The organism is Xanthobacter autotrophicus, from assembly GCF_030015065.1.
Classification (GTDB): Bacteria; Pseudomonadota; Alphaproteobacteria; order Rhizobiales; family Xanthobacteraceae; genus Xanthobacter; species Xanthobacter autotrophicus_D.
Genome location: NZ_JAIVFN010000031.1, coordinates 14,293 through 37,270 on the forward strand (window position 1 = coordinate 14,293; position 22,978 = coordinate 37,270).

15 protein-coding genes are annotated in these 22,978 nt (G+C 69.3%); 9 read left to right on the forward strand and 6 right to left on the reverse strand.

The genetic code is table 11. From position 1 onward, the window contains the following. The 3 genes from K9U40_RS08635 to murA all read right to left on the reverse strand — a co-directional run bounded on the left by K9U40_RS08635 (window position 1) and on the right by murA (window position 3,207). A complete protein-coding gene (locus K9U40_RS08635; RefSeq protein WP_282889806.1) occupies window positions 1–1,092 on the reverse strand; it encodes an AI-2E family transporter in 1,092 nt (363 codons plus the stop codon). A 188-nt stretch (window positions 1,093–1,280) separates the two neighbouring features. Further along, complete coding sequence (locus tag K9U40_RS08640; RefSeq protein WP_282889807.1) at window positions 1,281–1,811, reverse strand: CDP-alcohol phosphatidyltransferase family protein; 531 nt, start codon at window positions 1,809–1,811, stop codon at window positions 1,281–1,283. Window positions 1,812–1,917: 106 nt separating this feature from the next. Beyond that, entirely contained in the window at window positions 1,918–3,207 is a 1,290-nt protein-coding gene (gene murA, locus K9U40_RS08645) for a UDP-N-acetylglucosamine 1-carboxyvinyltransferase (RefSeq protein ID WP_282889808.1), read from the reverse strand. 648 nt (window positions 3,208–3,855) lie between these two features. On the opposite strand from murA, the gene K9U40_RS08650 reads away from it, so the two are divergent. The 6 genes from K9U40_RS08650 (at window position 3,856) to K9U40_RS08675 (ending at window position 12,084) form a co-directional block, all read left to right on the forward strand. Then, window positions 3,856–4,092 (forward strand): acyl carrier protein, encoded by a 237-nt coding sequence (locus K9U40_RS08650; protein ID WP_282889809.1) that lies wholly within the window; start codon window positions 3,856–3,858, stop codon window positions 4,090–4,092. Between the two features lie 109 nt (window positions 4,093–4,201). Beyond that, complete coding sequence (fabF, locus tag K9U40_RS08655) at window positions 4,202–5,464, forward strand: beta-ketoacyl-ACP synthase II (protein WP_282889810.1); 1,263 nt, start codon at window positions 4,202–4,204, stop codon at window positions 5,462–5,464. Between the two features lie 186 nt (window positions 5,465–5,650). Then, window positions 5,651–6,832 carry an endolytic transglycosylase MltG gene (gene mltG / locus K9U40_RS08660; RefSeq protein ID WP_282889811.1) on the forward strand — a complete coding sequence of 394 codons (1,182 nt, stop codon included), beginning with the start codon at window positions 5,651–5,653 and terminating at the stop codon, window positions 6,830–6,832. 316 nt (window positions 6,833–7,148) lie between these two features. Beyond that, complete coding sequence (locus tag K9U40_RS08665; protein WP_282889812.1) at window positions 7,149–8,081, forward strand: YicC/YloC family endoribonuclease; 933 nt, start codon at window positions 7,149–7,151, stop codon at window positions 8,079–8,081. Window positions 8,082–8,092: 11 nt separating this feature from the next. Continuing rightward, entirely contained in the window at window positions 8,093–8,788 is a 696-nt protein-coding gene (gene gmk, locus K9U40_RS08670; protein WP_414114723.1) for a guanylate kinase, read from the forward strand. A 269-nt stretch (window positions 8,789–9,057) separates the two neighbouring features. Further along, window positions 9,058–12,084 carry a DNA translocase FtsK gene (locus tag K9U40_RS08675; RefSeq protein WP_282889813.1) on the forward strand — a complete coding sequence of 1,009 codons (3,027 nt, stop codon included), beginning with the start codon at window positions 9,058–9,060 and terminating at the stop codon, window positions 12,082–12,084. Window positions 12,085–12,153: 69 nt separating this feature from the next. Here the strand turns inward: K9U40_RS08675 and rnd are convergent, their stop codons facing one another. Beyond that, window positions 12,154–13,308, reverse strand: coding sequence for a ribonuclease D (gene rnd / locus K9U40_RS08680; RefSeq protein WP_282889814.1), 1,155 nt, complete (start codon window positions 13,306–13,308; stop codon window positions 12,154–12,156). Window positions 13,309–13,363: 55 nt separating this feature from the next. Further along, a complete protein-coding gene (locus tag K9U40_RS08685; protein WP_282889815.1) occupies window positions 13,364–15,592 on the reverse strand; it encodes a putative bifunctional diguanylate cyclase/phosphodiesterase in 2,229 nt (742 codons plus the stop codon). A gap of 375 nt (window positions 15,593–15,967) precedes the next feature. On the opposite strand from K9U40_RS08685, the gene aspS reads away from it, so the two are divergent. Then, window positions 15,968–17,740, forward strand: coding sequence for an aspartate--tRNA ligase (aspS, locus tag K9U40_RS08690; protein ID WP_282889816.1), 1,773 nt, complete (start codon window positions 15,968–15,970; stop codon window positions 17,738–17,740). Window positions 17,741–17,813: 73 nt separating this feature from the next. Continuing rightward, on the forward strand, window positions 17,814–18,248 hold the full coding sequence (locus K9U40_RS08695) for a DUF2059 domain-containing protein (RefSeq protein ID WP_282889817.1): 435 nt from the start codon (window positions 17,814–17,816) through the stop codon (window positions 18,246–18,248). Window positions 18,249–18,364: 116 nt separating this feature from the next. On the opposite strand, the gene K9U40_RS08700 is transcribed toward K9U40_RS08695, so the two are convergent. After that, window positions 18,365–20,434 (reverse strand): hypothetical protein, encoded by a 2,070-nt coding sequence (locus K9U40_RS08700; protein ID WP_282889818.1) that lies wholly within the window; start codon window positions 20,432–20,434, stop codon window positions 18,365–18,367. Between the two features lie 149 nt (window positions 20,435–20,583). Here K9U40_RS08700 and K9U40_RS08705 point away from each other — a divergent pair, with 149 nt between their 5' ends. Continuing rightward, window positions 20,584–22,866, forward strand: coding sequence for an NADP-dependent malic enzyme (locus tag K9U40_RS08705; RefSeq protein WP_282889819.1), 2,283 nt, complete (start codon window positions 20,584–20,586; stop codon window positions 22,864–22,866). Window positions 22,867–22,978: the final 112 nt, after the last annotated feature.

Below are 22,978 nucleotides of genomic sequence, written 5' to 3' on the forward strand. Positions count from 1 at the left end.
TCAGGGCGTCCCCGGCGGGGGCAGGCCGTCGTCGGCTGGCCCCTGGTACAGCGAGGATCGCATGTAGCGGGCGATGACGAAGCGCACCAGCACGCCCGTCACCGCGGTCAGCGGCACGGCGAGCAGCAGTCCCACGAAGCCGAACAGGTAGCCGAAGGCGAACAGGGCGAACATGAGCCAGACCGGGTGCACCCCGATGCTGTCGCCCACCAGCTTGGGCGAGAGCACGTAGCCCTCGATGGTCTGGCCGGTGACGAAGATGGCCAGCACCGTGCCGATCATGCCCCAGTCCGGAAAGAACTGGACGATGGCGACGCCCATGGCCAGCACGAAGCCGGTGAGCGAGCCCACATAGGGAATGAAGGTGATGACGCCGGATACGATGCCGATGAGCAGGCCGAAATTGAGCCCCGCCATGGTGAGCGCCACGGCATAGAAGGTGCCGAGCAAAAGGCACACCATGGCCTGCCCGCGCACGAAGCCCGCCACCGCCATGTCCATGGCGCTGGCGAGGCTGCGGACCTCCGCGCGATGGGGCACCGGCACCAGCTGGTCCACGTAGCCGACCATGTTGTCCCAGTCGCACAGGATGTAGAAGACGACGACGGGCGTCACCACCAGCAGCGCGAACAGGGAGATCAGCGCCTGGCCTCCCGACCACACGGAGGACAAGAGGCCCAGCAGGTGGCTCACCCCCTGGGTCATCAGATCTGAGATGGAGCGCTGCATGTCCGGCAGCCGGTCGCCGACGATGCCGCTCAGCCACTCGCGGTTCTCCTCGGTCAAAAGCCCCTGCAGCCGCGCCACATAGGAGGGCAGGCGCTGGATGAACTCGAACATCTGCGAGGACAGCAGCGGCAAAGCGAGCAGGAAGAACAGTACCACCAGGAACAGCAGGATCCCCACCACCACCAGGGCGGAGAGGGTGCGGGCAACGCCGATGCGCTCCAGGCGCGCGACCACGGGATTGAGGAAATAAGCGAGCACGATGCCGGCGACGAACGGCAGCAAGATACCGCTCAGCAGCCACAAGGCAACGGCGGTGAGGACCAGCGTCATCACCCAGAAGCGCATCTGGAACCGCACCGTCATAGGGCCTTCCTCATGCCCGGAATCCGGCGCGGGGGGCTCCCCGCCTTGCGGTTGTCCGAACGCGCGAAGGCCGCCGCCGTGCGCCGGGGCAACGGCAGCGGCGGTGTTCCGCGGGTCGCGTTCGCCGATCAGCTCGCGGTCCATCAACTCGCCGGTGGTCTGCCCGCCCTCCGTCAACTCGCCGCCGGTCAGCTCGCTACGTGGCGCATCCATGAGGCGAGATAGGCAGCGGCGGAAAGGCCCGTCAAGAGCCCGACCATCACAAGCCCAACCTGGAACAGGCCGGAAAGCTCCAGGCCGAAGCCGGAGGTGGCCAGCACGAAGGCCGCGAACGCGATCTGGATCGCCGTGTTCACCTTGGAGACGAGCAGCGGGCTGATGGCCACCGGCTTGGCCATGACGAGGGACAGGACCACCGCCCCGATGATCATCACGTCGCGCGAGACCACCGCGATGGCCACCCAGCGCGGGATCAGCCCGCAGACTGCCAGCGCCACATAGATGGAGACGAGCAGCGCCTTGTCGGCCACCGGATCGAGATAGGAGCCGAGCTCGGTCTGCATGTGGAAGCGCTTGGCGATGAAGCCGTCGAGCGCATCGGAGACCCCGGCGGCCAGGAACAGCCAGAAGGCGAGGGCGAACTCGCCGGACGTGATCGCCCAGACCACTGCCGGCACCAGCAGGATGCGCACGAGGGTGATGATGTTCGGCAGGCTCACCTTGGCCTCTCCGCCGCCCTGAGGACGCGCCGACCGGCCTGCGTCGCAGGCTGGTCGGATAATCGGGTTCTCTTTCTTAAAGCCCGGAACCGCTCCGCTCCGCAGATCAGCCGCTGATGCGCTCGATCTCGGCGCCGCAGCGCGACAGCTTCTCCTCCAGCTTCTCGAAGCCGCGGTCGAGGTGGTAGACGCGCTGCACCATGGTCTCGCCCTCGGCCGCAAGGCCGGCGATGACGAGGGAGACCGAGGCCCGCAGGTCGGTGGCCATCACCGGCGCGCCGGTGAGCCGCTCGACGCCCTCCACCACGGCGGTGTCGCCTTCGAGATGGATCCTCGCCCCGAGGCGGGCCAGCTCCTGCACATGCATGAAGCGGTTCTCGAAGATGGTCTCGGTGATGCGCGAGCGCCCCTTGGCGCGGGTCATCAGTGCCATCAGCTGGGCCTGGAGGTCGGTGGGGAAGCCGGGATAGGGGGCAGTCGTGACCTCCACCGGGAGGATGCCGGCGCCGTTTCGGCGCACCCGGATACCCTCGTTGGTCGCGTCGATCTCGGTGCCGGCCTGCCGCAGGGTCTCCAGCGCGCTTTCCAGCAGATCGGGGCGGGCGCCGGCGAGCATCACGTCGCCGCCGGTCATGGCGGTGGCCATGGCATAGGTGCCGGTCTCGATGCGATCCGGCAGCACCGCGTGACGGGCGGCCTTGAGGCGGGCCACGCCATCCACGTGAATGGTGGAGGTGCCGGCGCCGGAGATGCGGGCGCCCATCTTGGTGAGGCAGTCGGCGAGATCGACGATTTCCGGCTCGCGGGCGGCGTTCTCGATCACGCTCTCGCCGCGGGCGAGGGCGGCGGCCATCAGCGCGGTGTGGGTGGCGCCCACCGAGACCTTGGGGAAGACGATGCGCGCGCCGCGGAGCCCGTTGGGCGCCCTGGCCACCACATAACCGGCGTCGATCTCGATGTCGGCGCCGAGGGCGCGCAGGGCGTCGAGGTGGAAATCCACCGGGCGGGTGCCGATGGCGCAGCCGCCGGGCAGCGACACCTTGGCCTCGCCCATGCGCGCGAGCAGCGGGCCCAGCACCCAGAACGAAGCCCGCATGCGCGAGACGAGGTCGTAGGGCGCGATGGTGTCCACGATGACGCGGGCGTCGATCTCCAGCGTCTGGCCGGCATAGGGGTCGTCGCCGTTGCGCTTGCCGTTGGTGGTGATGTCCACGCCGTGGTTGCCGAGGATGCGCTGGAGCAGCGCCACGTCCGCGAGGCGGGGCACATTCTCGAGAATCAGCTTCTCCTCGGTGAGGAGGCTGGCGATCATCAGCGGCAGGGCTGCGTTCTTCGCACCGGAAATGGGAATGGTGCCCTTCAGCTCGTTGCCGCCGACGATGCGAATCTTGTCCATGCGCGCTACCTGTGCCTCCTGTCGGTCGGCCCCCCCAAGCCGGCCGACCGCGGATTTAAGGGGAAACGTCTAGCCCGGCTCGCCGTCCGGCACAATCTTGGCGGTGCCGGGACGCGGCGCCGTGCTACCGTCGCGCGCAGGGTTTTCACAGCTAATCGTGCCTTCGGGGGAGGTTGCGGCCTCCGGGGCGGGGCCCGGGCCCTGCGGAGGGTCGCCGGCCCGGCGGGCGCGGGCCTGCGCCTTGCGGCGCGAAAGGTTGGCGCGCAAGGCGGCGGCGAGGCGGTCCGATCGGTCGTTGGTCCCGGGCATCGAAAGTGAGTAGCGGCCGCGCCCGGCCGGCGCAAGCGCAAGGCGCCCCGCCGCGGCGGCCGCCCCCGCGGGGCTGACGTGCACACCTTGGTTGACCTTGGCTGGCCTTGCCGCGGGGAGTGTGCTAACGAGCCGCATTGCCGGGCCGGGAAAGGGCGCGTTCAAAGGCTTCCATTCACCCGCGCGCGGCGTCTGGATCCGGCTGGTCGAATGCGCGTCCTGCCCGCGGGGAGTGGTGCCTCGCGGCGGAGGGGGCTGGGCACGGCGGAAAAAAGGCATTATGCCCTCCTCCAGCCGCCGAACGGCACTGGGATTATCCGAACAACGAGGGTTGCATCTATGAGTGACATCGCCGAGCGGGTGAAGAAGATCGTCGCGGAGCATCTGGGGGTGGAGGCCGACAAGGTCACGGAGACCGCCTCCTTCATCGACGATCTCGGCGCCGACAGCCTCGACACCGTGGAACTCGTGATGGCCTTCGAGGAGGCCTTCAACTGCGAGATCCCGGACGATGCCGCCGAGACCATCCTGACCGTGGGTGACGCGATCAAGTTCCTGGAAAAGAACGCGGCTTGATCCTCACGCCTGTTCATTCGACGGTCGCGTGGCGCCGGGCGCCCGCGGCCGTTGTTGCACCGGGCCGCGCGCCAGTGGCGTCAGTGGCCCGCCTCCCGGAGTTTTTCCCATGAGACGTGTTGTCGTCACCGGCCTCGGCATGGTGACGCCGCTCGGCTGCGGCGTCGAGCCGACCTGGCGGCGGCTCATCGCCGGCGAGAGCGGCGTGAAGCAGGTGAGCCACTTCGAGGTGGCGGACCTCGCCTGCAAGATTGCCGCGAACATTCCGCGCGGCGACGGCTCCGACGGCACCTACAATCCCGACCAGTGGATGGAGCCGAAAGAGCAGCGCAAGGTGGACGAGTTCATCGTCTTCGCCATGGCTGCGGCCACCCAGGCGCTGGACGATGCCGGCTGGCACCCGTCCTCCTACGAGGACCAGATCAACACCGGCGTGCTCATCGGCTCGGGCATCGGCGGCATCGAGGGCATCGCCGAATCGTCCCTGCTGCTCAAGGAGCGCGGGCCGCGGCGCATTTCGCCCTTCTTCATTCCCGGCCGCCTCATCAATCTGGCCGGCGGCTACGTCTCCATCACCCACGGGCTGAAGGGGCCGAACCACGCGGTGGTCACGGCCTGCTCCACCGGCGCCCACGCCATCGGCGACGCCGGACGGCTTATCGCCCTCGGCGATGCGGACGTGATGGTGGCCGGCGGCACCGAATCGCCCATCAACCGCTTGGCGCTCGCGGGCTTCGCCGCCTGCAAGGCGCTCTGCACCGCCTTCAACGACCAGCCGGAACGCGCCTCGCGCCCTTATGACAAGGACCGCGACGGCTTCGTCATGGGCGAGGGCGCGGGCGTGGTGGTGCTCGAGGAGCTGGAGCACGCCAAGGCGCGCGGCGCCACCATCTATGCGGAACTGGTGGGCTACGGCCTCAGCGGCGACGCCTTCCACATCACCGCCCCCTCGCCGGACGGCGACGGCGCCTTCCGCTGCATGTCGGCGGCGCTGAAGCGGGCGGGCCTGACGGCGGGCGACATCGACTACATCAACGCCCACGGCACCTCCACCATGGCCGACGAGATCGAGCTGAAGGCGGTGGAGCGACTGCTCGGCAATGCGGCGGCGACGACCTCCATGTCGTCCACCAAGTCGTCCATCGGCCATCTGCTGGGGGCTGCCGGCGCGGTGGAGGCCATCTTCTCCGTCCTCGCCATCCGCGACCAGATCGCTCCGGCGACGCTCAATCTCGACAACCCGTCGGTGGAGACCCCCATCGATCTCGTGCCGCTCAAGGCGAAGCCGCGCAAGATCGACGCCGTGCTCTCCAACTCCTTCGGGTTCGGCGGCACCAACGCGTCCCTGATTTTCCGCCGCTACGACGCCTGATCGCACGCCGGCCGGAGCATCGCCCCGGCCGGTCCCCCAGCGGGGGGCAAGGCGGGCCGACGCATCGGAAGACGTTCGGGAACATGCCGCCGTTGCGCCCGAATGTGCCTTTAGCAAGCCTCCCATGCGGTGGCGTTCCGCCTCGAACGCCCGACCGCGCGCCTTCGCCGACGACAGGGGAGCCGGATGGCCGAATCCAACGACGGATCATCACCGGCCGGAGCGCCGGAAAACATCGGGACCACCGAGCCCGCCGCCACCCCCCCTGCGTCGGCCAAGCCCGCGCCGAAGGGGGCCGCCCGCGCCGGGCGCCGGGGGCAACCCGCCCGGCCGGCACGTCCGTCGCGCAGCGCGCGCCATCCGGCGGTGACCATCGGCAGCGGCATCTTCACCTTTCTGCTGTTCGTCTTCGTCGGCATGGGCCTCGTCGGCTGGTATGGCCAGCGCGCCTTCACCGAGCCCGGTCCGCTCACCGCGGAGAAGGTGGTGCTCATTCCGCGCGGCGCCGGCGTGCGCGACATGGCGGAGATTCTCCAACGCGAAGGCGTGGTGGAGAACTGGCTGGTGTTCGTCGCCGGCCAGAAGCTCGGCCGGCCCGATGCCAACCTGAAGGCGGGTGAATACCTGTTCAAGCCGGGCCAGTCGGTGGCGAGCGTCATCGACACCATCGCCTCCGGCAAGGTGGTGCTGCACCAGGTCACCATCCCCGAGGGCCTGACCAGCCAGCAGGTGGTCAAGCGCCTGATGGACAACGAGCTTCTCACCGGCACGCCGGCCGTGCCGCAGGAAGGCACGTTGCTGCCCGAGACCTACCGCATCCATCGCGGCATGACTCGCGATGAGGTGCTCCAGCAGATGGCCGAGGCCCAGCGCAAGCTCCTCGCCACCATCTGGGCGAAGCGTGCGCCCGATCTGCCCGTGAAGAGCCCGCAGGAACTGGTGACACTCGCCTCCATCGTCGAGAAGGAGACGGGACAGGCGGATGAGCGGCCCAAGGTGGCGGCGGTGTTCGTCAACCGGCTCAACAAGAAGATGCGGCTCCAGTCGGATCCCACCATCATCTACGGCATCGTGGGTGGGCGTGGTTCGCTGGGGCGGCCCATCAGCCGCACCGACATCGCTACCGCGACGGCATATAATACCTACGCCATCGACGGCCTGCCGCCCGGCCCCATCTGCAATCCGGGGCGTGATGCGCTGGCGGCGGTGGCCAACCCGCTGAAGACGAAGGACCTGTTCTTCGTTGCGGACGGCACCGGCGGCCACGCCTTCGCCGAGACGCTGGCCGATCACAACAAGAATGTCGCCCGCTGGCGGGCCATCGAGCAGGGCAATACCCCCGCGGCTACGCCTGGGACGAGCAATTAGAGCGCCATCCGACCAGATTGGCTCGATCCGGCCGGTGAATCGCCCTCTCGCCTTAAGATGAGTGCGCACCGGGCTCGGGCCGGCGGGTTCACGGGGCCGGCGGGTCGTCTTCATATATGGACGGCGCGCGAGCGGCTGGACGGAAGGGCCTGCGTTTGCCTCTTGCGGCTTCCGGCTCCAAAATTGATGAGGTGTTCCAGGATCCGCCTGACGGATCCAGGTCATTGCATTACGCGTTTTCGCGACGCAGAACGAATTCCAGCGTCTGCCGAAGACGCTCCCAACTCCAGAGCGCGGCCCTGCCGCAGGATCGAACATGAAGCGTGCCGCCGTCACCACCAGCCGCGTACCGGCCTCGGCCCGGGCCCCCCTTGCCAGCATGACCGGCTTTGCCCGCGTCGCCGGCTCCCACGGGCCGTGGCGGTTCGGCTGGGAGGTGCGCTCGGTCAACGGCAAGGGGCTGGACCTCAGGTTGCGGCTGCCCCCAGGCTTCGAGGTGCTGGAGGCGGACGTGCGCACCCGCACCGGCCAGGTGCTGACGCGAGGCTCGGTCTCCGCGGCGCTCTCCGCCACCCGCGAGGGTGAGACGGGCACTGTCCGGGTCAACCAGGGGGCGCTGGAGGCGCTGTTTCGCACCGTCTCCGAAAGCGCCCGCCGCCTCGGCGCCCCGGTGCCGACCCTTGATGGCCTGCTGGCGGTGAAGGGCATGGTGGAGATCGCCGAGGCCGATGAAAGCGAGGAGGAGCGCCGCGCGCTGATGAGCGCCGTGCTCACCGCCTTCGATCGTGCGCTCGCCGAGCTCGGCACCATGCGCACCCGCGAGGGCGAGGCACTCAACGCCATCCTCTCCGAACGGCTCGACGCCATTTCCGCGCTGCTGGTCCGTGCCGAGCGCCTGCCGGAGCGCGGCGTGGACGCCATCAAGGCGCGCATCGCCGAGCAGGTGCGCGTGCTGATGGAGGCCGCGACCCTCGACCCCGACCGCCTGCACCAGGAAGCCGTGCTCGCCGTGACCAAGGCGGACGTGCGTGAGGAACTGGACCGCCTCAGTGCCCATATCACCGCCGCGCGCGACCTCCTGCATACCGGCGGCCCGGCCGGGCGGCGGCTCGATTTCCTCGCCCAGGAGTTCAACCGCGAGGCGAACACCCTGTGCTCCAAGTCCAATTCGGTGGCGCTGACGCAGATCGGGCTTGACCTGAAGCTGCTGGTGGACCAGTTCCGCGAGCAGATCCAGAACCTCGAGTGAAGCCCGAACCCATGCCGCAATCCGCCGCCTCCTCCGTGTCGTCGCACTTCGCGCTGCCGGGCTGGAAGCCGGGCGCGGGTATTCTGGCGCGGCGTGGTCTGATGCTGGTTTTGTCCTCGCCCTCGGGGGCGGGCAAGACCACGCTCTCGCGCAAGCTGCTCGCCAGCGACGAGCGCATCACCATGTCCGTGTCCGTCACCACGCGGCCACCCCGGCCCGGCGAGGTGGAGGGGAAGGACTATTATTTCGTGGACGTGCCCACCTTTCACCGCATGCGCGACGAGGGCGAGCTGCTGGAGCACGCGGTGGTGTTCGATAACCTCTACGGCACGCCGCGCCCGGCCGTGGAGCAGGCCCTGTCCGCCGGGCGGGACGTGCTGTTCGACATCGACTGGCAGGGCACCCAGCAATTGGGCGAGACCGCGCAGCAGGACCTGGTGAAGGTCTTCCTTCTGCCGCCCACGGCGGCCGACCTGGAGCAGCGCCTGCGCTCGCGCGCCCAGGATTCGGAAGAGGTGGTGCGCCAGCGCATGGCCAAGGCCTCCGACGAGATCAGCCACTACACCGAATACGACTACATCATCATCAATCACGAGGTGGACGACAGCCTCGGCAAGCTCACGGCCATCCTGCAGGCGGAGCGGCTGAAGCGCCGGCGCCTCACTGGGCTCTCCAGCTTCGTGAAGGGCCTGCGCGACGCCCTTTGACAGGCCCGCGCGCCCGCCGGCCCGCCCCGTGACGGTCGGCACGCCTCTTCTGTTCCACTCCCGAACCGGCGCCATCGGTAAAGGCAGGTAGGCCGGTGCCCGCATCGCTTGCGCCCGTGCGCCAGCGATGCGGCGACGACGCGCAGGGATGCTCGTCATCCACAGGTGGGAGGTAATAAATAACCGCCATATCAGGGGTGCAAACCTCCCCTTAACGCGGGGCGGCTAAGCCTTGGGAACGGCACCGGTGCTGCGGATTGCGGATCAGCATGTCTTCCTTCAACCGTCCTCCGAGACCCTTCGAGTTTCCTTCCTATGACGAGGAGGCGGACTTCGCGCCGCCGTCCGCCTATGCCGGCGGGCGTCGCGTGGTGCCCTCCTTCGGCGAGTTTGCGCCGGCTTATGTCCCGCCTGCGGAACGGTCCGTCGAGGCCTGGTCCGAGGTGCAAGATGAGGTGCGCGCGCCTGCGCCGACGCACAGCTGGCTTGCCCTCGACCTTATTCCGAGCTGGCTGAGGCCCTTCACCCTCGACGCCAACACCCGCTTCACCCGCACGCCGGACCACTTCCTGCGTCCGCGCGAGGTGGCGACCGAGATCGCGGCGCAGATCGAGACAGAGACCGCGCCGGCGCCGGAGATTTCGACGCGCGGCTGGCATTTCGTGCTCGATCCCACCGACGACGAGCCGGCGGCGCCACAGGCATTCGCGCCGGAGGCGTCCGCTCCGCGGCTGGACGATCCGGCGGCGCAGGCCGATTCGGAGCCGGAAGCGGTGGCCGAGGTCCCGGTGGAGACGGTCGTCCCCGCGCCTGAACTTGCGGGCCTCGACGCGCCGGCCCCCGGGATCGTGGCGCCGGAGCCCGCGGACGGAGGATCGCCCGTGGAAAAGGCGCAGGTCGCCGCTCCGGACGACAGGGATGTGGAGATGGGGGACGCAACGGCGGTGCAGGAGCAGGACTTGGAATTCGTGACGGAAAGCCTCTCCCTGGTCGCCGTTGAGCCTGATGCTGATGAGCCTGTGCCGCCGGCTGATGTCTCCGGTGCGGTCGTGCCGGCCGAGGAGCCCCTTCCCACCCATATCGAGGCTTTGGGGCGCCTGCTGGTACTCGGCCGCGCCGCGGTGCCCCCCGCGCCGGCCGTCGAGCAGGATCTCGCCCCGGTGGAGGGCGCTGGCGAGGCTCCGGTGGGCGAAGACGGCGCCGACGCTCTCGAGCTTGACGACGACCTTAAAGACGATGGCGAGACGGTCGAGGATGCGGAGGTTGAGGACGACGACCTCGGCGACGATGCCTGGGGCGACGGGTCCGAGGCCTGCGACCCGGAGGAAGTCGATGCCGACGCCGAAGGCGACGGGCTGGAAGACGAGGACCTGCTCGTCGCCTCGGATGATGGGGCGGATGGCGCCGAAGGCGAGGACGACACATTCGACGAGGAGGACGAAGCAGACGACGAGGACGAAGACCTTCTCCTTGCCGACCACGATGACGAGACCGATGCCGACGACGCCGGGGACGATGCAGGCGACGATGAGGATGCGCCGGCTTGCGGGCATGCCGACCTCGCCGGCCTGCCGATGCTGACGGAGCCGTCGCCGGCCCTCTGGCGGCCGTACCAGCAGAGCATCTCCGCCCATTTTCTCGGGGCGGTGGCGCCGCTCGGCTTCGCGTCGGCCGCCCCCGTCGCCGCGCCCGCCCCCGTCGCCTCTGCCGAACCTGGTCCCGTGGCGCGGCCTCTCCCGTCCGCTCTCGCCGCTCCGGAGGCGGCCGGGGAGGCCGATGGCTATGAGCTGCCGCCCCTCGACCTCTTGTGCGAGCCGCCGATGGTGGAGCCCGATTACGAGCTGTCCGAGGAATTCCTCGACCAGTCCTCCACCATGCTCCAGCAGGTGCTGCGCGATTTCGGCGTGCGCGGCGAGATCATCGACGCCAATCCCGGCCCGGTGGTCACCCTCTACGAGTTCGAGCCGGCGCCGGGGGTGAAGTCGTCCCGCGTCATCGGCCTGTCCGCGGATATCGCCCGGTCCATGAGCGCGGTGTCGGCGCGCGTGGCGGTGGTGGAGGGGCGCAACGTCATCGGCATCGAGCTGCCCAACCGGCGGCGGGAGACCGTGTGGCTGCGCGAATTGCTGTCGAGCCATGAATTCACCGAGGCGCGGCCGAAGCTCGGCCTCGGCCTCGGCAAGACCATCGGCGGCGTGCCGGTGATTGCGGACCTCGCCCGCATGCCGCATCTGCTGGTGGCCGGCACCACCGGCTCCGGCAAGTCGGTGGCCATCAACACCATGATCCTGAGCCTGCTCTACCGGCACACGCCGGACGCCTGCCGGCTCATCATGATCGACCCCAAGATGCTGGAGCTCTCCATCTACGAGGGCATTCCCCATTTGCTGACCCCGGTGGTGACCGATCCCAAGAAGGCGATCATCGCCCTCAAATGGGCGGTGAAGGAGATGGAGGAGCGCTACAGGAAGATGAGTCGCCTCGCCGTGCGCAACATCGACGGCTTCAACGCCCGGGTGAAGGAGGCGGCGGAGAAGGGCGAGGTCATCACCCGCAGCGTGCAGGTGGGCTTCGACAAGGAGACCGGGGAGAGCCTGTTCGAGGAACAGGACATGGACCTCACGCCTCTGCCCTACATCGTCGTCATCGTGGACGAGATGGCCGACCTCATGATGGTGGCGGGCAAGGAGATCGAGGGCGCCATCCAGCGCCTCGCCCAGATGGCGCGGGCCGCCGGCATCCATCTGGTGATGGCGACGCAGCGTCCCTCGGTGGATGTCATCACCGGCACCATCAAGGCCAATTTCCCCACCCGGATCTCGTTCCAGGTCACGAGCAAGATCGACAGCCGCACCATCCTCGGCGAGATGGGGGCGGAGACGCTGCTGGGGCAGGGCGACATGCTGTTCATGGCCGGCGGCGGGCGCATCATGCGCGTGCACGGGCCGTTCGTGTCCGACGGCGAGGTGGAGAAGGTGGTGGCCTTCCTCAAGGCCCAGGGCAAGCCGGACTATCTCGACGACGTGATTCTGGACGAGACCGCCGAGGTGGAGGACGACGACGAGGCGGTGTTCGATCGTTCCGGGCTCGGCGAGGCCGGCGGCGACCTCTACGAGCAGGCCATCGCCATCGTGATGCGGGACCGCAAGGCCTCCACCTCCTACATCCAGCGCCGGCTGCAGGTGGGCTACAACAAGGCGGCGAGCCTCATGGAGCGCATGGAGACCGAGGGCATCGTCGGTCCCGCCAACCATGCCGGCAAGCGGGAGATCCTGACCTTCACCCGGCCCGGGTGAGGGCCCGGCGCCGCAACGTACCGGCGCAGGGCGCGCCCTTTCACGGGGCGCTCCCTTGCGTCAAGGGCATCAGCTTTCCTTGTCCACCGCGATGACCCGCCCGCGATCCACCGCCAGCGCCAGCCGGCCGGCCTTCAGCGCCAGCGCGCGCTCGCCGAACAGCTCGCGGCGCCAGCCCTTCAGCGCCGGCACGTCGGCTTCGTCGCTCACGGCGATGCGCTCCAGGTCCTCGGTGGTGGCGATGACCTTGGCGGCCACGGCGTTCTGCTCCGCTGTCATGCGCAGCAGCACCTTGAGCAATTCCACCGTGGCGCTGGCGCCGTTGGGCAGCGGCTTGTCGCGCTCGATGCGCGGCAGGGTCTTCGGGTCGCGGGCGACGCCCCGCCGCACCGCTTCCAGCACCGCCTCGCCGTAGCGCGAGCGCTCGAAACCCTTGGGCAGGGAGCGCAGCTCGGCCAGTTTCTCGGGTGTCTGCGGCTGCTGCACGGCGATCTCGCCGATCACCTCGTCCTTGATGACGCGCCCGCGCGGCAGGTCGCGCGTCTGCGCCTCGCGCTCGCGCCAGGCGGCCACCTCCACCAGCACGGCCAGCTCGCGCGGCTTGCGCACGCGGGACTTCAGCCGCTCCCAGGCGCTGTCCGGATGCTGCTCATAGGTGGTGGGGGAGGTGAGGACGTGCATCTCCTCGCCCACCCACTCCGCCCGGCCGCGGGCCTCGAGGTCGGAGGTCAGCTTGATGTAGATGTCGCGCAGATGGGTGACGTCGGCGATGGCGTAGACGATCTGCGCCTGGCTCAGCGGCCGGCGCGACCAGTCGGTGAAGCGCGACGATTTGTCGAGGGCGTGGCCCGTCGTGCGCTGAACCAGCTGGTCGTAGGAGATGCTGTCACCGTATCCAAGCACCATCGCTGCAACCTGGGTGTCGAACACCGGGTGCGGGATGAGGCGGGCCTGGTGCCAGATGATCTCGATGTCCTGCCGGCCGGCATGGAAGACCTTCATGACCCGTTCGTTGGCCATGAGGCGGTAGAACGGCGAAAGATCCAGTCCGTCGGACAGGGCGTCGATGAGCACGGCCTCGTCCGGCGAAGCCACCTGCACCACGCAGAGCTTCGGCCAGAACGTGGTTTCCCTTAAGAATTCCGTGTCGACGGTGACGAAAGGGTGGCGGGCGAGACGCTCGCAGGCCGCGGCCAGCGCCTCGGTCGAGGTGATCGGATCCATGCGTTGACCATACCCATGCCGGGCCGTCCCGAAAAGGGAATGTGGCGCGATTTTGTCACGCAGCGGTGGCGCGGGCGAGGGCAAGGGCTTCCTCGGCCGTGGTCGGGTGGCCGAGGAGGAAGCCCTGGAGATGGGTGCAGCCCTCGGCCACGAGGATGCTGCGCTGGCCCTCGGTCTGGATGCCCTCGGCCGTGCAGCGCAGGGACAGCGTGCGGGCGAGGCTGAGGATGGTGCGCACGATGGCGAGGCTCTGGGGCGAGCGTTCCACGTCCTCGACGAAGGAGCGGTCCACCTTGATCCGTCCGATGGTGAGGGTGCGCAGATAGCCGAGGGAGGAATAGCCGGTGCCGAAATCGTCGAGGGCGAGGGTGACGCCATCGGCGGCGATCTGGTCCAGGGTGGCGCGCACTGCGGGCCCCTGCTTGAGCAGGGTCGATTCGGTGATCTCCAGCTCGAGGCGTTCCGGCGGCAGGCCGGAATCCTGGAGCGCCGCCCGCACGTGCTGGTGGGCCTGGGCGCCGCGGAACTGGAGCGGCGAGAGGTTCACCGACACGAACAGGTGCGGTGGCCATTCCGCGGCCGCGCGGCAGGCCTCCTGCAGCGCCCAGGCGCCGAGCGGCTGGATCAGCCCGGTTTCCTCCGCGATGGGGATGAAGACTTCCGGCGGCACCAGGCCACGCTCGGGATGGGGCCAGCGGGCCAGGGCCTCGAAGCCCGCCAGCCGGCCGCTGGCGGCCTCGAAGATGGGCTGGTAGGCGAGGAAGAAGTGCTGCTCCCGCCAGGCCGCGTGCAGGTCGAGCTCCAGCTCCCGGCGCGCGCTGGCGCTCGCCTCCATTTCTTCGAGGAAGACCCGTGCGACGCCGCGTCCGTCGCTCTTGGCGCGGTAGAGCGCAAGGTCGGCATTGTGCTGCAGCTGCTCCGCCCGGATCCCGTGGGCCGGCGACAAGGCGATGCCGATGCTGCACCCCCCGGTCACCCGGTGATGGCCGATGACGAACGGTTCCTCGAGGGCCTCGATCACGCCCTGGGCGAAGGTGAGCGCCTCGCCGTTCGAGGCGGTGCCGAGGCGCAGGATGCCGAATTCGTCGCCCCCGAGCCGGGCGGCGATGTCGCCCGGCGCCAGCCGGCCGCGGATGCGGCGCGCGAACTCCACCAGCAGCAGGTCGCCGGCCTCGTGCCCGAGCGTGTCGTTCACGGCCTTGAAGTCGTCGAGGTCCACGCAGTGGAGCGAGAAGGCCGGAGTCGTCCCCGACTTCGCGAGCAGGGCTTCGAGGCGTTCGGTGAAGGCGAGCCGGTTGGCGAGGCCGGTGAGGGGCTCCCGGCGCGCCATGGCGTGCTCGGCCGCCGCGATGGCGCGCTCGCCCCGGATCAGTCGCACGGCGCCGTAGGTGATCAGGGCGATGGCGCAGCACAACAGCCCTGCCGCGAGGATCAGCGGCAGGGCCCTTTGCCACAGCACGCTTTCGACGGCGGAGCGGCTGTCGCTCACCACCATGGAGAGGGGCAGGCCGGGGAGGGGCTGGAGCGCGGCGATCCGTTCCTTTTCGTCCAGCGTGCCGGGGGGCAGCAGGCCGTCCGTGGCGGCGGCGAAGACGGCCCCGATGGTCCGCGCCCGCATCGCGGGATCGCGATCGGAGAGGCCGGCGCTTCCCGGGTGCCGGGCGAGCAGCCCCCCGTCGGCGCGCACCAGCGCGATCATGCCGTCGCTGCCGAGCCGGATGGCGCCGTAGAAGCGCTCCAGATAGGACTGCTCCATCGCCCCCTGCACCAGTCCGAGGAAGCGGCCGCCGCCGTCGGTGAAGCGCCGGGCGAGGGGGATGGCGATGCGGCCGGTCCGGGCGCTGGCCGCCGGCTCTCCGATGAAGAGGGGCGGTGACGCCGCGCTGGACAGGACCCGGAACGTTTCGCGCTCCGACATGTCGGTGTCCGGAACCGGCCAAATGCGGGAGGAATTCACCAGCTGCCCGCTGTCGTCGATGATCGCGAGCCAGTCCGCCTGTGGCACGGCGGAAAGCCGGGCCTGCAGCAGCGCGTGGACGGCCTGCGTGCCCATGGCGGCCCTGAGCTGGGCGCGGGTTTCGATCCCTTCGGCATTCATGTGGCCGATCAGGTCGTCGGCGATGAAATCCAGTCCCTGAAACACCCGCGCGGTCTGCTCCGCGAGGGTCAAGGCGAGATTGGCGAGCTCGCGGCGGCGATCCTCGATCCCGTCGTGCCGCGCGGTACGGACGAAGGAGGCCGTGGCGACGAGAACACCGACGATCAGCTGCGCGGCGAGGATCACCAGCGGGGCCGGGCTCCGCCGGCCGGGCCGTCGCTTCGCGGCTGCCGATTTTTCCGCCCCCGCTGGCCTGCTCATGCTGGCTTTGCCCCCCGCGCGTCCACCCGACGCGCCCCCCTGAATAATGCGCGAAGTTGACGCGTTCCAACATGGCCTGATTCCTGCTGGACAGGACAGGATGCTTGACAAGGGCCGGAGCGCATGCACCTTCCCCCCGCCTCAGACGCGGACTTTCGTGCCGTGGCGCGCGGAAACGCCGCGCCCGGGACGGAGCGGGGCTTCAGGCGTCCGGCGCGCGCGGTTCCGCTGCGCGCGGGGCGTCCGGACACCGGGCCCGCGGCCCCCGCGCCTCTCCATTCAGCCTTGAAAGGGCGACCCATGCACCGTTACCGCTCCCATACTTGCGGCGCGCTTTCGACCGCCGAGGTGGGCGAGATCGTGCGCCTGTCCGGCTGGTGCCACCGCATCCGCGACCATGGCGGCGTGCTCTTCATCGACCTGCGCGACCATTATGGCCTGACCCAGGTGGTGGTGGACCCCGACAGCGCCGCCTTCAGGGACGCCGAGAAGGTGCGCGCCGAATGGGTGATCCGCATCGACGGCAAGGTGCGCCTGCGCCCCGAAGGCACGGAGAATCCCGACCTCGCCACCGGCGCGGTGGAGGTCTACGCCGCCGAGCTGGAAGTGCTGGGCCCCTCGGCGGAGCTGCCTTTGCCGGTGTTCGGCGACGTGGAGTACCCGGAGGAGACGCGCCTGCGCTACCGCTTCCTCGACCTGCGCCGGGAAAAGCTCCACCGCAACATCATGACGCGCGGCGCGATCATTGATGCCATGCGCTCGCGCATGAAGGGGCAGGGCTTCTTCGAGTTCCAGACCCCCATCCTCACCGCCTCCTCGCCGGAGGGCGCGCGCGACTTCCTGGTGCCGAGCCGCCTGCACCCCGGCAAGTTCTACGCGCTGCCCCAGGCGCCGCAGCAGTACAAGCAGCTGATCATGATGAGCGGCTTCGACCGCTACTTCCAGATTGCCCCCTGCTTCCGCGACGAGGACCCGCGCGCTGACCGCCTGCCCGGCGAGTTCTACCAGCTCGACCTGGAAATGAGCTTTGTCGAGCAGGAGGACATCTTCGCGGCGGTGGAGCCGGTCATCACCGGCGTGTTCGAGCAGTTCGCCGAAGGCAAGCCGGTGACGCAGAACTGGCCCCGCATTCCCTATGCCGAGGCCATGCGCAAGTACGGCACCGACAAGCCGGACCTGCGGAACCCGCTCGTCATGCAGAACGTCTCCGAGCATTTCCGCGGTTCGGGCTTCAAGGTGTTCGCCCGCATGCTGGAGGTGGAGAAGAACGAGGTGTGGGCCATTCCCGCCCCCGGCGGCGGCTCGCGCGCCTTCTGCGACCGCATGAACAGCTGGGCGCAGGGCGAGGGCCAGCCGGGCCTCGGCTACATCATGTGGCGTGAAGGCGGCGAGGGTGCCGGTCCGCTCGCCAACAATATCGGCCCCGAGCGCACCGAGGCGATCCGCGCCCAGCTCGGCCTCAAGGCGGGTGATGCCGCCTTCTTCGTCGCCGGCGACCCGGACAAGTTCGTGAAGTTCGCGGGCCTCGCCCGCACCCGCGTGGGCGAGGAACTGAACCTCGTCGACAAGGACCGCTTCGAGCTGGCCTGGGTCGTCGATTTCCCCATGTATGAGTGGAACGAGGACGACAAGAAGGTCGACTTCTCCCACAACCCCTTCTCCATGCCCCAGGGCGGCCTCGATGCGCTGAACGGGCAGGACCCGCTCACCATCAAGGCGTTCCAGTACGACATCACCTGCAACGGCTACGAGATCGCCTCCGGCGGCATCCGCAACCATCGCCCCGAGGCCATGGTGAAGGCGTTCGAGATCGCCGGCTATGGCGCCGAGACGGTGGAGGAGCGCTTCGGCGGCATGTACCGCGCGTTCCAGTATGGCGCGCCGCCCCATGGCGGCATGGCGGCGGGCGTGGATCGCATCGTGATGCTGCTCTGCGGCGTCTCGAACCTGCGCGAAATCTCGCTCTTCCCCATGAACCAGCAGGCCATCGACCTGCTCATGGGCGCCCCTGCCGAGGCCGCGCCCAAGCAGCTGCGCGAGCTGCACATTCGCCCTGCGCCGCAGGCGAAATAAGTATAGCCTCGCCTTCGGGAACGAAGGCCCGACGCGCAACGGACGCATCGGCGGTTCCCGGGGAGGAGCGCCGATGCGGTATGCGTTTCAATGGCTTGTGGTCGCGGCCCTGCTGTCTCCGGCCGCGGCCGCGGCGGACGAGGCGGCCGACAGGGCGGCGCGCCAGGTGGTGAACCTGTCGGTCGCCCCCGGCATGGAAGGCCGGATCGGCCGCATGATCTCCGAGGTGGTGGAGAAGCAGCCGGCCGACAAGCAGGCGCAGGTCCGCGCCGATCTTCTGAAGGCGTCCACCGGCATCCGCGAGGACCTCATGGCCACCTTCGCGGCCTATTACGCGAAGGCCTTCACGCCGGACGAGCTGAAGGGCCTCGTCGCCTTCTACGAGAGCCCGCTCGGCCGCAAGGTGGTTGAGGTCGAGGAGCAGAAGCCGGCGGAGGTGAACGCGGCCATCCAGCAGCAGATCATGAAGCTGGTGGTGCTCTTCAACACCCCGCCCGGGGGCAAATGAGCCGTCCGACCGCCCCGCGCCGCAGGTGAAGGGTCCGGCGATGGCTGGCGGGTCCGCCCTCTCCCGCGTGCGGGGGAGGGCTTTATGGCACCGCCCGTGGCTTCAGGGCCAGCGCGTCACGGCGCCGTCGCCGTCGCCGAGAAGGTGAACGCCTCCAGCATCACCGAGGGGTCGTTGGAGCCCACCAGCGCCAGCAACGGCACCCGGCCCCTGGGGGTGGCGGTCACCGTCAGCGTGCCGGGCTTGCGCAGGAAGGCGACCACGGCCGCCCCCACCTGCTCCGCCTCCGGAGAGATGGCGGCGAACTCGTCGGCGATCCCTTCGGCCAGCGACACCACCTCGTCGCGATAGTCGTCCTCGCTCACGCCGGCGGCGGCCGCGAGCTGCGCCAGCATGAGCTTGGCAAGGCCGAGATCCGTCAGCGTCACCTTCACCGGCCCGGCGGCCACCGCGGGCAGGGCGGAGACGAAGCCTGCGGCATCGGTGAAGGCGGCGTCGGGCACGTCCGCCAGCGTGCTCTCCAGGTTCACCCGGAAGGCCTCCTTCACCTCGGTGGTTACCGGGGCGATGGTGAGGGTGCGCGCGTTGATGTCGTAGGACGCCTTCAGCCCCATGGAGATGGTGGAGCGGGTGATGCCGGCATTGACGAGATAGGTGAAGGGCTCGCCGTCGTCCGCGCGGATCGGGCCGGACACGTCGGCGAGGGTGAAGTCGAGATAGGAGGGCAGGGCCCCCAGCGAGCCGCCCCAGGACAGGGCGAAGGTGCCGACCTTCACCGGCTCGCCGCTCTGCGCGCCCTCGCCATAGGGCACTTCCAGTCCCTGCATCTCGACGCCGGAAAACACCTTGAACAGCACCAGCGCCGACAGCGGCGACGGGGCGTCCGCCTCGGCGGAGAGGCGCGCCAGCTGGTTGAAGTCGAGCTGGCGCACCGCGAACCGTGCCAGCTTCCCGGCGCCGCCGCCGGGCGTGGCGCCCTCCATGCCCTCGAAGGTGGCGCCGTCCAGCAGGCCGTTGGCGAGGCCCTCCAGCCGCGCGGTGGCGACCTTGCCCTTCTCGCCCTGCTGCTCGGTGGTGGCGTTGGTGATGGCGAGGGTGGTGAAGGCCATGCCGCCGATGAAGTCCCGCGTCAGCTCGGCGAGGCGCCTCCTGTCCTCCCGCGACAGGTCGGGCGCCTTGCGGCTCAGGGCATCAAGGGCGGCGATGCGCTGGGCGTCGAAGGCCGCGGGCTTGATGGCCACGTTCTCCATCAGCACGGACTGGGCGGCGTGGGAGGGGCCATTCTCCTGCGTCACCTTGTAGGGCCCGGTCACCACCTTGCCGTAGATGCGGCCGTAGGTCTCCGCCGCCTTGCCGGAGGGGCCGCCGGGCTGGGTCATGAGCAGGAGAGGGGCGATGTCGATCTGCGCCGCCACGAGGCCGTCCACCTGCGCCGTGACGCGGCCCGGCGCGGCCTTGGCCGGTTCCGCGCCGGCGCCCGGCCGGGCGTCCTTCGCGGCGCCGCCGGTCTGGGCGGCGGGCTCCGGCGGCGGCGTGAAGGAAGCGGTGAGACTGTCCACCACCATGCTGCGGATCATCCCGGCATTGACGCCTTCGGCGGCAAGGTTCCGATAGGTGATCTCGGCGGGGGGAGCGCCTGCCGGGACGATGCGGCCACGGGCCTCGGGAATGGTCACCTTGGCAGCGGTGGTGGCGGCGAGCTGACGCAGCGCCACCCGCAGCGCGCCATAGGGGCCGGTGCCCTCGCCGGCGGCGATCAGGGTCATGGGGCCGTTGTAGCGGTCGATCATCACCTGCGGCAGGGTATAGGTGATGGTGCCGCCGGCGGCGGCCTCGCCGGACACGGAGATCTCGACGCCGTCGAGGTCGAGTGCATCCACCGCCACCCGCCGGTCGTTGGGCCGCTCGCCGCCGCGGGCGGAGAGGCGGTCCACCTTCAGCCGCGCCGAACCGTCCGGCGAGAGGATGGAAATGCCGGTGACGGTGACGCCCATCTCCTTGGGATCAAAGGCGGCTTCGGCGAAGGCGGCCTTGGCGCCGCTCTCCCTTATGCCGGCGAACACGGCGTCCACCTCCGCGCGGACCTTGGCGCGCGACCATTCGAGGAAGCCGTACCAGCCGGCGACGGACAGCACCGCCACAAGGCCGATCGTGGCGGCGACCCGAAGGGCGATTTTCCTGCTCATGCCGCTCCCTTTCCTCTGCCTCTTGGCCGAGTCGTATTGCGCCCATGCAACATACCTCAATTTTCGTCCCGGCCCGTGACATGGGAGTGCGTGGCGGCTAGGTTGCAGCCCGTTTTGCAAGCGGTCGGTTTTCAGGAGGGGGAAGGGGAATGGCGTCCAATATTTCCGAGGATCTGCGTTCGGGGGCGCTCGTCTATCATCGCCTGCCGAAGCCCGGGAAACTGGAGATCCAGGCCACCAAGCCCCTCGGCAACCAGCGCGATCTCGCGCTCGCTTATTCCCCCGGCGTCGCCGCCGCCTGTGAAGCCATCGCCGCCGATCCCCTCCTGGCGGCGGAGCTGACCATCCGCGCCAACCTCGTGGCGGTCGTCTCCAACGGAACCGCCGTTCTCGGCCTCGGCGACATCGGGCCGCTCGCCGGCAAGCCGGTGATGGAGGGCAAGGCCGTCCTGTTCAAGAAGTTCTCCGGCATCGACGTGTTCGACATCGAGATCGACGCCAAGACCGTCGAGCGCATGGTCGACGTCATCAGCGCGCTGGAGCCCACCTTCGGCGGCATCAACCTGGAGGACATCAAGGCTCCCGAGTGCTTCGAGGTGGAAGCCCAGCTGCGCGAGCGCATGAAGATCCCGGTCTTCCACGACGACCAGCACGGCACCGCCATCATCGTCGGCGCGGCGGTGCGCAACGCCATGGAGGTAGGCAACCGCAAGATCGAGGAGCTGAAGATCGTCGCCTCGGGCGCCGGCGCGGCGGCCCTCGCCTCCCTCAACCTGCTCCTCACGCTGGGCGCGAAGAAGGAGAACATCTGGGTCTGCGACATTGAGGGCGTGGTCTATGACGGCCGCAACACCCTGATGGATCCCTACAAGGAGAAGTTCGCCCAGAAGACCGACAAGCGGACCCTCGACGAGGTGATCGAGGGCGCCCACATCTTCCTCGGCCTCTCCGCCGGCGGCGTGCTGAAGCCGGAGATGGTGAAGAAGATGGCGGATCATCCGCTCATCCTCGCCCTCGCCAACCCCATCCCGGAGATCATGCCCGAGCTCGCCCGCGAGGCGCGCCCCGACGCCATGATCTGCACCGGCCGCTCGGACTTCCCCAACCAGGTCAACAACGTCCTGTGCTTCCCCTACATCTTCCGCGGGGCGCTGGACGTGGGGGCGACCGACATCAACCCCGAGATGAAGATGGCCGCGGTGGAGGCCATCGCGGCGCTGGCCCGCGAGACCCCGTCCGACGTGGTGGCCCGCGCCTATGGCGGCGAGACCCGCGCCTTCGGCGCCGATTCGCTCATTCCCTCGCCGTTCGATCCGCGCCTCATCCTGCGCATCGCGCCGGCGGTGGCGAAGGCGGCCATGGACACCGGCATCGCCACCCGGCCCATCGCCGACATGGACGCCTATATCGAGCGGCTGGACCATTTCGTGTTCCGCTCCGGCTTCATCATGCGGCCGCTGTTCGCCCAGGCGAAGCGCAACATGAAGCGCGTGGTCTATGCCGAGGGCGAGGACGAGCGGGTGCTGCGCGCCGTCCAGGCGGTGGTGGAGGAGGGCATCGCCCGTCCCATCATCGTCGCCCGTCCCAACGTGCTGGAGACCCGCCTGAAGCGCTTCGGCCTCTCGGTGCGGCCCGGCCAGGACTTCGATCTCATCAACCCCGAGGACGATCCGCGCTATCGCGACTATGTGCGCGACTATGTGGAGCTTGCCGGCCGCCGCGGCGTGACGCCGGACGCCGCCCGCACGCTGGTGCGCACCCATCCCACCGTGATCGCGGCGCTGGCCGTGAAGCGTGGCGAGGCGGATGCCATGCTGTGCGGCATCGAGGGCCGCTTCGCGCGGCACCTGCGGCAGGTGCGCGACATCATCGGCCTCGCGCCGGGGGTGAAGGAGCTGGCGGCGCTCTCGCTGCTCATCACCTCCCACGGCAACTTCTTCATCTGCGATACGCAGATCCAGACCGAGCCCACCGCGCCCGACCTCGCGGAGATGACGGTGCTGGCCGCCGCCCATGTCCGCCGCTTCGGCCTGGAGCCGCGGGTGGCGCTGCTGTCGCATTCTAACTTCGGCAGCTACGAGACGCTCTCCGCCAAGCGCATGCGCTCGGCCCTCGCCATCATCCGCGAGCGCGAGCCGAGCCTGCAGGTGGACGGCGAGATGCAGGCGGATGCGGCCCTGCTGGAGGACATCCGCCGCCGCACCTACCCGCACTCGACGCTCACGGGCGTCGCCAACGTGCTGGTGATGCCCGATCTCGACGCCGCCGACATCGCCTTCAACATGCTGAAGGTGCTGGGCGACGCGCTGCCGGTGGGCCCGATCCTGATGGGCACGGCGAAGCCCGCGCACATCCTCGGCCCATCGGTTACCGCCCGCGGCATCGTCAACATGACGGCGGTGGCGGTGGCCGAGGCCCAGACTGAGGAGTGAGAAGCCGCTTCCGCCCTGCCCCGCCGTGAACCCGCTCCCGTCCGAGGCCGGATGTTTCCGGCCTCGGTTCCCGGGGGAGCCGAACGCGGCATCAGCCGGGTTCGGGTGGGGA

What these genes read in the sequence shown, in the direction of transcription:
- K9U40_RS08635 (WP_282889806.1), bottom strand. Translation starts at nt 1,092, where the DNA reads ATGACGGTGCGGTTCCAGATGCGCTTCTGGGTGATGACGCTGGTCCTC.
- murA (WP_282889808.1), bottom strand. Translation starts at nt 3,207, where the DNA reads ATGGACAAGATTCGCATCGTCGGCGGCAACGAGCTGAAGGGCACCATT.
- K9U40_RS08650 (WP_282889809.1), top strand. Translation starts at nt 3,856, where the DNA reads ATGAGTGACATCGCCGAGCGGGTGAAGAAGATCGTCGCGGAGCATCTG.
- fabF (WP_282889810.1), top strand. Translation starts at nt 4,202, where the DNA reads ATGAGACGTGTTGTCGTCACCGGCCTCGGCATGGTGACGCCGCTCGGC.
- mltG (WP_282889811.1), top strand. Translation starts at nt 5,651, where the DNA reads ATGGCCGAATCCAACGACGGATCATCACCGGCCGGAGCGCCGGAAAAC.
- K9U40_RS08665 (WP_282889812.1), top strand. Translation starts at nt 7,149, where the DNA reads ATGAAGCGTGCCGCCGTCACCACCAGCCGCGTACCGGCCTCGGCCCGG.
- gmk (WP_414114723.1), top strand. Translation starts at nt 8,093, where the DNA reads ATGCCGCAATCCGCCGCCTCCTCCGTGTCGTCGCACTTCGCGCTGCCG.
- K9U40_RS08675 (WP_282889813.1), top strand. Translation starts at nt 9,058, where the DNA reads ATGTCTTCCTTCAACCGTCCTCCGAGACCCTTCGAGTTTCCTTCCTAT.
- rnd (WP_282889814.1), bottom strand. Translation starts at nt 13,308, where the DNA reads ATGGATCCGATCACCTCGACCGAGGCGCTGGCCGCGGCCTGCGAGCGT.
- aspS (WP_282889816.1), top strand. Translation starts at nt 15,968, where the DNA reads ATGCACCGTTACCGCTCCCATACTTGCGGCGCGCTTTCGACCGCCGAG.
- K9U40_RS08695 (WP_282889817.1), top strand. Translation starts at nt 17,814, where the DNA reads ATGCGGTATGCGTTTCAATGGCTTGTGGTCGCGGCCCTGCTGTCTCCG.
- K9U40_RS08700 (WP_282889818.1), bottom strand. Translation starts at nt 20,434, where the DNA reads ATGAGCAGGAAAATCGCCCTTCGGGTCGCCGCCACGATCGGCCTTGTG.
- K9U40_RS08705 (WP_282889819.1), top strand. Translation starts at nt 20,584, where the DNA reads ATGGCGTCCAATATTTCCGAGGATCTGCGTTCGGGGGCGCTCGTCTAT.